Annotated in this window: 8 protein-coding genes and 1 riboswitch; of the genes, 4 read left to right on the top strand and 4 right to left on the bottom strand. The window is 70.3% G+C overall.

Annotated elements, in window-relative coordinates; all coding sequences use genetic code 11:
- Positions 1 to 222: 222 nt before the first annotated feature.
- Positions 223 to 299, top strand: a riboswitch (cobalamin riboswitch).
- A 58-nt stretch (positions 300 to 357) separates the two neighbouring features.
- Genes AB0K35_RS24095 through AB0K35_RS24085 form a run of 3 tightly spaced genes read left to right on the top strand, consistent with a single transcriptional unit; the run spans position 358 to position 1,912 of the window.
- On the top strand, positions 358 to 561 hold the full coding sequence (locus AB0K35_RS24095; protein ID WP_238668435.1) for a CbtB domain-containing protein: 204 nt from the start codon (positions 358 to 360) through the stop codon (positions 559 to 561).
- Positions 552 to 1,319, top strand: a complete 768-nt coding sequence (locus tag AB0K35_RS24090) for a CbtA family protein (RefSeq protein ID WP_238668436.1) — start codon at positions 552 to 554, stop codon at positions 1,317 to 1,319. The genes AB0K35_RS24095 and AB0K35_RS24090 overlap by 10 nt, the downstream gene beginning before the upstream one ends.
- Positions 1,316 to 1,912: a histidine phosphatase family protein gene (locus AB0K35_RS24085; RefSeq protein WP_363887732.1), complete on the top strand. Its 597-nt coding sequence runs from the start codon at positions 1,316 to 1,318 to the stop codon at positions 1,910 to 1,912. The genes AB0K35_RS24090 and AB0K35_RS24085 overlap by 4 nt, the downstream gene beginning before the upstream one ends.
- Before the next feature lie 78 nt (positions 1,913 to 1,990).
- Here AB0K35_RS24085 and AB0K35_RS24080 read toward each other — a convergent pair whose 3' ends face one another.
- On the bottom strand, positions 1,991 to 3,493 hold the full coding sequence (locus AB0K35_RS24080; RefSeq protein WP_363887729.1) for an MFS transporter: 1,503 nt from the start codon (positions 3,491 to 3,493) through the stop codon (positions 1,991 to 1,993).
- A gap of 234 nt (positions 3,494 to 3,727) precedes the next feature.
- Here AB0K35_RS24080 and AB0K35_RS24075 point away from each other — a divergent pair, with 234 nt between their 5' ends.
- The gene (locus AB0K35_RS24075) at positions 3,728 to 4,360 is read left to right on the top strand and encodes a TetR/AcrR family transcriptional regulator (RefSeq protein WP_238668439.1); all 633 of its coding nucleotides are present in this window, start codon (positions 3,728 to 3,730) and stop codon (positions 4,358 to 4,360) included.
- A 68-nt stretch (positions 4,361 to 4,428) separates the two neighbouring features.
- On the opposite strand, the gene AB0K35_RS24070 is transcribed toward AB0K35_RS24075, so the two are convergent.
- From AB0K35_RS24070 to AB0K35_RS24060, 3 genes are all read right to left on the bottom strand, one after another.
- Positions 4,429 to 5,088 (bottom strand): phosphotransferase, encoded by a 660-nt coding sequence (locus AB0K35_RS24070; protein WP_238668440.1) that lies wholly within the window; start codon positions 5,086 to 5,088, stop codon positions 4,429 to 4,431.
- Positions 5,089 to 5,183: 95 nt separating this feature from the next.
- A complete protein-coding gene (locus tag AB0K35_RS24065; RefSeq protein WP_363887726.1) occupies positions 5,184 to 10,799 on the bottom strand; it encodes a GH92 family glycosyl hydrolase in 5,616 nt (1,871 codons plus the stop codon).
- 274 nt (positions 10,800 to 11,073) lie between these two features.
- The gene (locus AB0K35_RS24060; protein WP_238668442.1) at positions 11,074 to 12,153 is read right to left on the bottom strand and encodes a glycoside hydrolase family 19 protein; all 1,080 of its coding nucleotides are present in this window, start codon (positions 12,151 to 12,153) and stop codon (positions 11,074 to 11,076) included.
- Between the last annotated feature and the right edge of the window lie 429 nt (positions 12,154 to 12,582).

The following is a 12,582-nucleotide window of genomic DNA, read 5'->3' as shown; positions in this document are numbered from 1 at the left end:
GTTGACCATGTTAGCGGTAACAGACTGTTGTTGAGTACCGGAACGCGCGCCACCACCGGCTTGGGGCAGTGTCGCCTTTTGGTCTGACGAATCCACCGGCAACTGCGGCTGGTCCGCCTCGCTGACGTCCCGGTATGCGGACGCCGGGCGAGCGAGCGAAGTTCGGGTTGACCGGCTGCGGTGGCACCGATACCGTCGACCCACTATCTGCGGCGACGCGAGGGAAGCCGGTGTGATTCCGGCGCGGTCGCGCCACTGTGAGCGGTTCCCCACAACCGGGGGGCCGCGAGCCAGGACGCTCGGTCGTCCGCAGCCTTGCGATGGGGACGCGTCATCCCTGGGGAGGTTCGTGTATTCATGTCTAGCTCCGCTTCCAGCCAGCCGGTGGTGCACCCCGTTGGCAGTGCTCGTCTGCTGTGGACGGTCCTCGCGACCGTTGCCGTGCTCACCCTGCTGGCGTACCTCGTCGCCTTCGACCAGGGGGCGGTGTCGCGCAGCGGGATGTACCTGCACGAGCTGATGCACGACGGCAGGCACCTGCTGGGCGTCCCGTGCCACTGACCACCACCACTCCCCCGTTCGTCGCCGTCCTCGTTCGCGGGCTGCTGGCCGGCCTGATCGCCGGCCTGCTCGCCGGAGTGTTCGCGTACGTCGCTGGCGAACGGCACGTCGAGGCGGCCATCGCCATCGAGGAGGCGTCGACGCACGCCGAGCCCGCCGCTGGTGCCCACGACCACGAGGACGCCCTGGTCAGCCGGACGGGTCAGCGCGGCGGTCTGTTCCTGGCCACCGGCCTGTTCGGGGCCGCGATGGGTGGCCTGCTGGCCACGGCGTACGTCCTGCTGTCCCGGCGGCGGCGCGGCGACGACGACGGGCGGTCGGGTCTGCTGCTGGCCGGCGCGGCGCTGCTCGGCGCGGTGATCGTGCCGTTCCTCAAGTACCCGGCGAACCCGCCGGCGGTCGGCGACCCGGCCACCATCAATCAACGGACGGTCACCTACCTGTTGATGGTGGTGCTCGGGCTGGTGGCCGTGTGGGCCGGTTCGCTGGGTTACCGGTCGGTCGGCGCCCAGGCACCGACGTGGCTGCGTGCCGCTGCGGCCGTGGGCGGGTTCCTGCTGGTGACGGCAGTGTCGTACGTGGTGATGCCGTCCTTCCAGGAGGTTCCGGCGGACTTCCCGGCGACCCTGCTGTGGAATTTCCGACTGGCCTCGCTCGGCACCCAGGTCGTGCTCTGGACCGGCATCGGCCTGCTGTTCGCGGCCCTGATGCACCACGAGCGGCGTCGCCGGGCCGGCACCGCACTGCCGAGCACGTGACCGGCACCAGCCTTCGGCTGGTCGCCCACGGTCACACATCCGCGCTGCGCCGCGCCCGCTTCGGCGGCGCCGACGTCGGGCTGGACGAGGGTGGCCTGCGCGCCGCACTCGCCCAGGCCCGCGCGGATGCAGACCGGCGCGGGCCCCTCGGCGTGAACGCCACCTGCCTGGCCAGCCCCGCGGTGGCCGCCCGACAGACCGCCGACGCCCTCGGCCTGGCGCCGACGATCGAGACCGCGTTGGCCGACTGTGACTACGGGAACTGGTCCGGACGGTCGCTTGAGGAGATCGCTGAATCGCAGCCGCAGGCCCTGCACGACTGGCTGTCCGCCCCGGACTCCGCCCCGCACGGCGGTGAGTCCGTCACGGCCGTGCGGGATCGGGTCGGCAGCTGGCTGGACGGGCAGCACGCAGCCGGTGGACGAGTCATCGCTGTCACCCACCCGCTGGTGATCCGGGTCGCTGTGGTGCACGCCCTCGGTCTTCCGATGGCGACGTACCGGCAGGTGGACGTGGAGCCGCTGGCTGTCGTCCGGCTCACCAGCCAGGGCACGCGCTGGCAGCTCCGGCTCGGTACGCCGCGCGCAGCTTGAGGTCGCACCAGACGGCGCAGGCCGCACCCACCAGAGTGGACACGGCCTGCGCTCGCTCGGCGACTGTCAGCCGCCTGCTCAGTGGTGCCGGTGGGGCAGGTGCAGCTCGACCGGCTCGGGCGGAAGGTCGTCAACGCCGGCGGCGACCGCCTGTTCGTGACGGCGACGCGCCGAGGGCAGGGCGAGTGCCGCGAAGACGGCCAGGACCGCCACGCCCGCGCACACCCAGAACCCGGCGGTGAACGCCGCGTCGGTGGGCAGCCCCGTGGGGGTGCTGTTCGACGTGATGACCGCCGCCACGACCGCCGCGCCGATGCTGCTGCCGATGGTGCGGGCGATGGTGTTGACGCCGCTCGCCTCTCCGGTCTGCCCGGCCGGGACGCTCTCGATGATGGCGTTGGACATCGCCGCGAACGCCAGGCCGATGCCGGCGCCGGTGAGCACCCCGGAGAGCAGCACCTGCCAGGTCGCGCCGTGCGCGAACGCCGGCAGCGCGAACGCGACGACGACAGCGACAGTGCCGAGGAACATCGGAACCTTGGGACCGAAGCGACGGTCCAGCAGGCCCGCGAGGGGACCGAAGACCACCATCATCAGGACGGTGGGCAGCAGGAACAGGCCCGCCTGGGACACCGTCTTGCCGAACCCGTACCCGGTGACGGCGGGCAGTTGCAGGAGGGTCGGTACCAGTACGAATGTCCCGAACATCGCGAAACCGAGGATCAGGGCGACGAGGTCGGTGGCCCAGACACCGCGAATTCGCATCAGCCGCATGTCGATGAGCGGCTCGCGTACCCGTAGCTCGACCCGGACGAACACCACCATCGCGACCGCGCCGAGCAGGAACAGACCGATGGTCTTCGGCTCGGTCCAGCCCCAGCCCTGCCCCTTGCTCACGGCCAGCAGCAACGAGACCAGCGATACCGACAGGATGGCCGCGCCGAGCATGTCGAGCCGCCCGGGCGTGCGGACCCGCGACTCGGGCATCCCGAAGATGGTCCCGAGCAGCGCGACGACGACGAGGACCAGCGGCAGCCAGAACAGCCAGTGCCACGACAGGTGCTCCACGATCGGGCCCGCGGCCACGATCCCGACGCCAGCGCCGACCCCGAAGATCGCCGACAGTAGGCCAACTGTGACGCCGACCTTCTCCCGCGGCAGTTGGTCGCGGACGATGCCGATCGACAGCGGCAGGATCGCTCCGGCGGCTCCCTGTAGCGCCCGCGCGACGATCAGCACGGTCAAATTCGGGGCCAGGGCGGCGAGCAGTGTGCCAGCGGCGAGGGCCGCGAGGACGCCGATGAGGACCCGACGCTTGCCGACCATGTCACCGAGACGTCCGAGAATGGGCGTCAACACCGAGGCTGCCAACAGGTACGCCGTGAGCACCCAACTGATGTCTCCGGTCGAGACGCCCAGGTCCCTTCCGATGGTCGACAGCGCGGGCGCCACCAGCGACTGGAGCACCGCGAACGCCAGGCCGCCCAGCGACAGGTACAGCACCAGGAGGGTGGTGTTGGCGCGCGGGGCGGCGCCGGACGCGGAGCCGAGGTCTGTCGGCTCCTCGATGGTGTGGGTCATGAATTCCCCGAACTAGATGTAAACGTTTGCTGACTTAGCCAGTATGCGCAGCCCGAAGAACATGTCAACAGTCGTTTACGTCACCCCCGGCCGGGCCGGAGTTTGCATCCTCCGGCAAGTCAACATATGTTTACTTGCGGCCTGGGGCACCACTGTCGCCCCGCAAACGGCCCGGCCGCCGGCCCGAGCGCCGACACCCACCGCCACCGTGCCAGAGCGAAGGAAGGACGCGTCGTGACAGCCGAACCGCCTGTCCCCGCGACCGGTAGCACCGACGGCGAACCGGCCCAGCGTCGCCGTCGGGACGCGGCCGAGACGCGGCAACTGCTGCTCGACGCCGCCCGCCAGCGCTTCGCCAGGGACGGCTACGCGGCCACCACCGTCCGGGACATCGCCGACGACGCGGGCGTCAACGTGGCGCTCATCAGCCGCTACTTCACCTCGAAGGAGGGCCTGTTCGAGGCGTGCCTGCGCGCCGCGGGCGACGAACTGCGCCGAACGACAGGTCAGACGCCTGCCGACCGGGTGCCCGAGGCCATCGCCCGGCACATCGCCGACCTCGGCGCGGCCGGCCTGTCGAGCCAGCTGTCACTGCTGTTGCGATCATCCGGGGACGCGGGCGCCGACGAGATCCGACGCGCCGTGCTGGTCCGTTCCAGCGAACAACTGGCGGCGGCTCGCGGATGGCGTCCCGGCGAACCGGGCAGCGAACAGCTCCTGCTCCGCGCCCAGATGGCCCTCGCCGCCGGTATCGGAGTCGCGGTGCTGCGATCGTCCATCCGGCTGGAACCGCTGAGTTCCGCCACCGAACAGGACCTGGTCGGGCCGCTGCGCGACCTGGTCGACGCGCTGCTGCCGCCTTCTTGAGCCCGGCCGCGGGCCGACCCCGAAACCCGAAGCACGCCGCTCGGGGCTGTCAGCGCCACCGCGGCCGGTCAGCCGCCACGGGTGTGGACCAGGGCGGCGGCGCGCCCCAATGCGGACTTCTCGACGGCGGACAGCGCCGGATCGACCCGGCGCAGACCCACGGCATGCCGTAGTTGGCTGGTCCGGGGCGGCTCGGCACGCCGCTGAAAGGCATCGAGGCCGTTCCGGGCAAGATCGGCGAGCTGCGGGTCCGGGCTGACCGCCACCTCGGCGAGGATGAGAGCGGTCATGGCCACGTCCAGGTCGGCCGGCCCCTCGGTCGCGTTACGCCAATCGATGACCACCGGCCCGCGCGAGGTCACCATGACGTTCTGTGGATGCAGGTCGAGGTGCAGGACGCGGACCGTGGGGTCGGCGCTGAACCGGGCCGGCACCGTGTGGAGGCGGTCGTGCAGGCCCACAAGGAGGTCGGCGGCCGCGCCGATGCCGGTGCGCCCGGCGAGCATCGACGCCAGGAGAGTTTCGCCGTCGAGTCGTTCGAGCACCAGGTCCGGCCCCTGGGCGTCGTACACCACGGGCACCGGGTAGCCGGCCGCCGCGACGTACGCCATCAACGCCGCCTCGGGCGTACTGTCCCCGCCCTGGCGGTAGCGGCGCAGCACCCGCGACCCGTCGAGCGCGTAGACGTCGGCGTCGCGCCCCGAGGCGAGCAGCGCGTGATCGGCCATGGCAGACGACGCTAACAGTGGGTTGCGCGACACGCGCGTGGGGCGGGCCGTGATCACGGCCCGCCCCACGCTGCTGCGTTGTCCCCGGCTCGGTGCTAGCCGGTGACGGTGAACGGTCGGGACACCTTCGTCGCCGACGTGGCGCCGTTCAGCGTGACGCTGGTCGCGCCCGCCTTCGCCGCCCCCGGGACGCTGACCGTCGCGCCGGAGATGACGCCGTCACCGTTCGCGCGCGCGGTGCTGACCGCCAGTCCGGTCCCGAAGGCGATCGTGACCACCTCGTTCGGCGCGAACCCGGAACCGTCGACCATGATCGACGTGCCACGCGGGCCCGAGGTGGTCAACAGCGCCACCCGCGGCCGGTAGGTCCGCGCCTCCGGCTCTCCGGTCACCTGGACGGTGGCCGTGGCCGGGGTACGCGAGGACGCGCCCGTCGCGGTGACGGCGTACCGGCCGGGTTGCGCGTCACCGGAGGTCGGCACCGAGGCGCGGACCGTTCCCGTCGCCGAGGCGGCGACCTTCATGGTCCGGCCCGGGTCGGTGCCGACGCTGACTGTCACCTGCTCGCCGGCCGCGAAGCCGCTGCCGTTGACGGTGATCGCGTCACCGGTGGTGACGGCACCGGACGCGGACAGCGCGATCGCCGGCTGCGATCCGCCCCGAGCCACAGTCACCGTGAAGGACCCGGTGCTGCTCGACAGCGTGTCCCACGCGGTGACGCGCACCGTGTAGGTGCCCTCCCGTGGGTAGGTGTGCTTACCGCTCATCGCGCCGGACTCGCCGATCGTCACGTCGTCCGGAACCGTGCCGTCACCCCACTGGACGCGGGCGCGGTAGCCCGTCGTACCGGGAACACCGCCGGTCACCGCGCCGAGGTTCGCCGCGAGGGCCTGCCCGGCGGTGGCCGTCTGGTTCTTCGGGGCGGTTGTCGCCAGCGCCGGGGCGGGCGTGCCGTCGTTGGCCACGGCGAACACGTGGATGCGGCCCGCCGAGCGAGGGTCACCGGTCTGCGTCGGCAGGGTCACCGACACCAGCGTCTTACCCGCCGGGATCTGGTACGGGGCGGTGGCGAAGAGGAACGGCTGGGCGCCGTCGCGGCTGGTGCCCTGCAACCGGTACGCCGTCCGGGCGACGATGATGTTGCCGTAGGACGGGGTGCCGTTGGCGTTGCCGCCCAGGGTCCAGTCGCTCATCTGGATCGGGATGCTGGCCGTGCTGCCGTCGCTGAACGTCGCAGTGCCGGTGGTGCTCTGGTTGCCCTGCGTTCCGGCGCCGATGAACGAGATGCTCTTCGCGTCCGCCGGAAGGTCGAGAACCACTGTCGCCCCGTTGCCGGTGGCGTTGTCCGGCTGCCCGGCCGGGATCACCGGCACTGTGAACCGCAGCCCGGTCCCGGGAACCTGCTGCGACTGGCCCTGGGTGACACCGCCGGCCGCCAGGGCGTCCCGCGAGTACGCCCACGACTTGGCGTCGCAGTCGGCCGCCAGGGCCCCCTCGTCGCCGACGCAGACGCTGTCGAACGCGGCGGTGAGACCGGAGGCCGGGGCGTACGCCACCTCGACGCCGACCGTCGCGGAGCTCTGGCTTTCGCCGTCGGTCACCGTGACGTTCGCCTGGTGGTAGCCGGGAGTGGTGTAGGTGTGCGACCCGCCGATGCGATAGACGGCCCGCGAGCTCAACGTCACGGTGCCCGCGGTGACCGGCGTGCCGTCACCCCAGTCGATGGTGGCCTGGTAGCCGTTGGCGTCCCCGCCGGTGACGGTGGCCAACGGCACCGAGACGGGTACGCCGGTCATCGCGTGTACGCCGTCTGCAGCGGTGACGGTGATGTCGCCGCCGCCGAGGTCGAGGTCACCTCCGGCGAGCAACTCGACCTCGGCGAGGTTGGTCTGCGCGGCGCCGACGGTCTTCGTGACGGCGAGGCGGTACTGGGCGAACCGTCCCGGCTTGTCGATCGAGTACGGGCGGGTCTGGTTGCGCCACGGGAACACCTGGCCGGTGCGGGAGTCCACTGTGGTCCAGGTCAGCCCGTCGTTGGAGCCCTGGAGGCGCCAGTCCGCCGGATCGCCGGGACCGGACCCGGACGTGACCGTGTAGTACTTCGGCTTCTGCTTGCCACCACGGAAGGCCCAGGTGATCTGCGGGGTCGTCGAGGTGAAGGTCAACTGCGTGGTCGACGAGTCGTCGAACAGCTTCGACGCGTCCTGACCGCCGGTCGCGCTCGCGGTGCCGAGACCGGGACCGGTGACGTCCTGCAACGGCTTCGGCGCCTCGTCACCAGTGGTCAGCGACGGCGGCGCGTCGTTCCGGCCGCTGCCCCACGACGACGGCTTGGGACCCATCTGGAAGTCGATGGTGCCGCCCTTGGCGAGCTTCGCGACATCCACTGACAGGCCGCGCTGCTTCTTGCCGTTCACCGTCACGCCCTGCACGTAGACGTTCGCCGCGCTGTTGTTCGGCGCGTTGACGACGATGTCGCCGCTGCTGCGGTGCACTGTCATCCTGGTGAACTGCGGCGAGCCGATCGCCCACTCGGACGACCCGGCCTGCAACGGGTAGATGCCCAGCGAGCTGAGGATGTACCACGACGACATCTCGCCGTTGTCCTCGTCACCCAGGTAGCCCTGGCCGATCTCGCTGCCGACGTAGAGACGCCGCAGGATCTCCCGTACCGTCTCCTGGGTCCTGGCGGGCGCGCCGGCGACGTTGTACATGTACGGGATGTGGTGCGACGGCTGGTTGCTCATGCCGAGCTGACCCATCCGGACCGTGCGCGCTTCGAGCATCTCGTGGATGACGCCGCCGTACCCACCGGGGCGATCGGCGTTCTCCGGGGTGGTGAAGAACGCGTCGAGCTTGTCCCGCAGCGCCTTCTGCCCGCCGTACAGGTTGATCAGGCCCTGGCCGTCCTGCTGGGCGGTGAACGCGAAGTTCCACCCGTTGGTCTCGGTGTAGACGCCACCCCAGTCCAGCGGGTCACCGGCGAGGAAGTTGCCGGCGGCGTCGCGGCCCTGGAAGAGCTTCGTCTTCGGGTCGAAGAGGTGGACGTAGTTGCGGGCCCGCTCCAGGAAGTACCGCGACTCCTCGGTGAGCCGGGCGCGCTCCGACTTCGGCGTGGCCGGGTCCTTGGCGAGCGCCGCACCCATGTTGCCGATGCCGAAGTCGTTGATGTAACCCTCCAACGCCCAGGACACCGACTCACCGGTGGACGTCGGCGTGTAGCCGAGGAACAGGGAGCTCTCGATGCCCTTGCGTCCGACCGCGCTGCGCCCGGACGCGACTGTCGCGTCCTTGACGGCCGCGTCGTAGGCCGCGAGCGGGTCGGGCAGCTTGACCCCGCTGAGGTACGCCTGGGCCAGCGCCACGTTCGCGCTGGTGCCGGTCATCAGGTCGGCGTAGCCGGGGGACGACCAGCGGGCGATCCAGCCACCGTCGCGGTAGTGCTGGACGAACCCGTCGGAGATCTTGGCGGCGACGTCCGGGTACAGCAGCGCGTAGGCGGGCCACACGGTGCGGTAGGTGTCCCAGAAGCCGTTGTTGACGTAGATCTGCCCGTCGACGATCTTCGCGCCGGTCCGGGTGGGGGTCGACGCGCCGGTCGGCGCCGAGACCGGGCTCGCGTACTGCCAGCGCGGCGCGGCGGCGGTGCCGGTGTTCTCCGACTGCGAGTTCGGGTAGAGGTTCAGCCGGTACAGGTTCGAGTACATGGTGACAAGCTGCGACTCGGAGGCGCCCCGCAGCTCGACCCGGCCGAGCCGGTCCTTCCACGCGGCCGTCGCGGCGGCGTGGATCTGGTCGAAGCTCTTGCCGGTGACCTCCAGATCGAGGTTGCGGCGCGCCTGGTCGACGGAGAGGAACGACGTGGCGAGACGCATCGTCACCTCCCGCGACCCGGAGATGTCGAAGGTGGCCGACGTCGCGGCGGACGCCGTCGGCGCCCGGTCGAAGGCACCGGAGACGAACATCCGGCTACGGCCGGCGGACAGGCCGCTGCCGTTGTCGACCCAACCGGTGAACGTGCCGTCAGTGCCGATGGTGAACGTGCCGTTGTGGAAGACGAGGCTTCCGGTCGGCTGCCCGGCGGGGAAGGTGAACCGCATGATCCCGGCGTGGTCGGTGGGCGACATCTCCGCGATCAGACCGTTCTGGAGCGTGACCCGGTAGAGGTCCGGCTGCGCCGTCTCGTCGTCGTGACTGAAGGCGAGCGCACGGCCGGCGGGCTGACCGGTGAGCGGCCCGCCACCGACGACCGGCATGACCGACATCTGGTTGCGGTCACCCATCCAGGGGCTGGGCTCGTGGGAGATCGCGAGGCCCTGGAGCATGGGCAGGTTGGCCTCGTTGTTGATCCGGTGGTACTCGTACTCCCACGAGTCGGAGGTCGCGTCGGTCACCGGGGTGAAGAAGTTGAACCCGTTCGGCACGGCGGTGATCGGCAGGTTGTTGCCGCGCGAGAAGCCGCCCGTCGAGTTGGTGCCCCGTCGGGTGTCGACGTAGTTGGTCAGCTTCGAGCCGTCGATCGACGTCGGCGCGGCAGTCAGCTCGATGTCGTCGAGCCAACCCTGGAACCGGGTCTCCCCGGTGGCCTGCGGATTGTCGTAGGCGAGCAGGATGCGGTCGATGGTCTTGCCACGCGCGACGGCGCCAAGGTCGGCCTGCACCAGGTTCCACTGGTCGGCGAAGAGCACCTTCGCCGCACCCTGACCGGCGCCCGTGAGCGGGTAGCCGTGCTGGTCGGTGGCCGAGCGATTACTCAGGTAACTGCCGTCGGTGAAGTGCAGGTCGACGGCGGTGTAGGTGGACGGGTACCGGCCGTCCCCGCCGGTGAACTCGGGGAAGATCTTGTACGACAGTCGGGTCTTCGGCCCGACCGGGATGCTGACGTCGAAGAGCTTGTTCGTCGCGTACGACCGGCCGTTGTTCTCGGCGCCGCCGGCATAGCGCAGCGCGGCCAGTCCGGTGAAGCCGACGTCCGGCTTCGTGGTGTAGCCGCCGTTCGGGCCGGAGGTCGCCTCGCTGACCATGGGGGTGGCCGGCGGGCGGACGCCCGAGCCGTCGCTGATGTTCCAGTCGGCGAGCTGCAGGAGCGAGTCACCGGAGTTCGCGGTGACGTTGAGCCGGTAGAAGCCGTAGGCGTTCGGGTTGGTGAAGCTGTACGTCCTGGTGGCGAAGCGCCCGCTGAACTTCTCGCCGGCACGCTTGTCCAGGTCGGTCCAGGTGCTGCCGTCGTTCGACCCCTGGACGACGAAGTCCCTGGGGTCGCGGGTCGGCGCGTCGTCGGCCGCGGTCAGCGAGTAGCGCACCACAGTCGCCGGCTTGGCGAGCTGGTAGGTCACCCAGCCGCTGGACGCGAACGCGAGCCACTTGGTCGACGGATCGTCGTCACTGAGGTTCGCGGCGATCTCCCGCGGCTGGTTCTCGTCGCTCGCGGTCACGGCGCTGACCTGGCCGAGCAGGCCGCCGGGCAGGGTGGCGACGGTGCCGCTCAGGTTGGCCTGGAGCGGCTTTCCGTTCGGGCCGACCTCCACTGTGCTGGTGGCGGGCTGCGGGTCGGCGGACTCGAACGAGGAGGTGAAGTTGCCTGGCGGGGCGGAGGTGGGGGCGGCGTTCGCCAGGGGCGCGGCGACGAGCAGGCCCAGCGGTAGCAGGGCGGCTGTCGTCGCCGCGATCAGGCGGGGTGAGAGGGAACGCGCAAGGGGGGTGTGCGACATGAGGGACGGAGCCTTTCGACTCGAACCGGGTCGAGTACGTCGAACGTCTGGGCAGTGTGGAGCAGGTGGTGGGTCGAGCCCTGACATCGTTGTCATGAGACTTCATGAGCAACGGGAGCCGGGCCTGTGGACTGCCGCTGATAGTTCCGGGCGCGGCACTGCCGTGTCAACGGGTTGATCGCGCAGAAACGGCCGCCGCCCGCAGCGGGCCCCGGCGGCCGATGCGCCGGGCCTCGACGCCGTCCGACGACGTACGCCGAGGCCCGGCCACAGATCAGCAGTAGAGGTTGGCTCCGGCGGACACCCCGAGGATGCCGACGAACTGCTGGTACCTGGTGACGCGACTCTGCACCTGGGCGGGGTTTCCGCCGTTGCACTCGATCGAGCCGTTGATGCTGCGGATCGTCTGACCGAACCCGGCGCCGTTGACCATCGCATTGTGGGCGGTCATGGTGCCCGGCCCGTTCTGGGTCATCCAGTACCAGATACCGGTCTTCCAGGCCACCGCCGCGTCGGTCTGCACCAGCCACGGGTTGGTCAACAGCGGCAGGTTGAGGGCGTTGCCAGCGGCGTTGTAGTTGAAGTTCCAACTGAGCTGGATCGGCCCCCGCCCGTAGTAGGCGGCCTGCCCGGCGGGGCAGCCGTACGACTGGCCGGGGTCGCAGTAGTGCGGGTAGTTCGCGGTGTTCTGTTCGACGATGTGCACGAGCCCGCCGGTCTCGTGGTAGACGTTGGCCAGGAAGGCCGCGGCCTCCTGGCGCTGGACAGTGGCACTGCCGGTGCGCGCGAACGCCGGGTAGGCGCTGAGCGCGGCGACGAGCCCGGAGTACGTGTAGAACGAGTTGCGACCCGGGAACATCTGGTTGAACTGGGCCTCGGTGACCACGAAGCCGCCGGGGTTGGTGGGCGGCGGAGTCGTCGGTGGCTGACCCCCACAGGTGTAGGGCTCCCAGTACCAGGTGCTGACGACGGGGTCGTACCCCGGATTGTCGTGCTCGGCGATGTAGTACGAACCGTTGGTGTAGCGCACGATCGCCCCGGCGGCGTACCAGGTCCCGGCGGTCCAGTTCGGGTAGGAGCAGGTCCCTCCGGTGGGCGGCGTGGTGCCCCCGCCGCACGCGCCGAGGTCTTCCCAGACACCGGTCGTGCCCGGCGGCGCCTCGTTCTGGGTCCACCACTTCGCCCGGTAGTTGCGGCCGTTGTGGGAGACCTGGGCGTCTCCCCAGTAGACGGCCGAGGCCTGCCACGATGCCGAGCAGGCCGCCGCCGACGCGGCAGTGGCCGGGATGACCGCCACCAGCCCGCCGGCGACGATCAGTGTCGCCAGCGCGACCAGCGCGCGCAGTCTCGTCATGTGATCACTCCTTTCTGGGACCTCTCTGGCCGAAACCCTGATGGATATCGACAGGAGTGACTGTAACATCTTCTGTTCACAACCTTTACTATTCCCTGCGGCCAGGGCGACGGACCGTGGCCGGCGCGACGGGCGGAGCCGGCGGCCCACTGTCGATATTTCCGGCCGCTTTCCGGATCACGTCGCGTGCAGACCAACCCATTCGTTCGACCAATCTTCGATTCAGCCGGGCCGCGCCTGGCCAGCACTCGAACAGCCCGCCGCGTTGTTCCGGGGATTTTCCGGAACTTGTTGACGCGTTGGAATTCTCGCTGTAATACTTCGATCCATTGGGGTCAATGCGATCGGCTTCGTTGCGGTTTCCGCTCCACCTACCCACTTGTCCACACCTGTCCGGACTGCGCTGCCCGCACGCAGGGGCACGTCCGG

Origin of the sequence: Micromonospora sp. NPDC053740 (assembly GCF_040677775.1) — a bacterium.
Lineage (GTDB): Bacteria > Actinomycetota > Actinomycetes > Mycobacteriales > Micromonosporaceae > Micromonospora > Micromonospora alfalfae.
Note: the sequence above shows the minus strand (reverse complement) of the source record. Positions and strands in the feature narration are given on the sequence as shown.

What these genes read in the sequence shown, in the direction of transcription:
- AB0K35_RS24080 (WP_363887729.1), bottom strand. Translation starts at nt 3,493, where the DNA reads ATGACCCACACCATCGAGGAGCCGACAGACCTCGGCTCCGCGTCCGGC.
- AB0K35_RS24095 (WP_238668435.1), top strand. Translation starts at nt 358, where the DNA reads ATGTCTAGCTCCGCTTCCAGCCAGCCGGTGGTGCACCCCGTTGGCAGT.
- AB0K35_RS24065 (WP_363887726.1), bottom strand. Translation starts at nt 10,799, where the DNA reads ATGTCGCACACCCCCCTTGCGCGTTCCCTCTCACCCCGCCTGATCGCG.
- AB0K35_RS24060 (WP_238668442.1), bottom strand. Translation starts at nt 12,153, where the DNA reads ATGACGAGACTGCGCGCGCTGGTCGCGCTGGCGACACTGATCGTCGCC.
- AB0K35_RS24070 (WP_238668440.1), bottom strand. Translation starts at nt 5,088, where the DNA reads ATGGCCGATCACGCGCTGCTCGCCTCGGGGCGCGACGCCGACGTCTAC.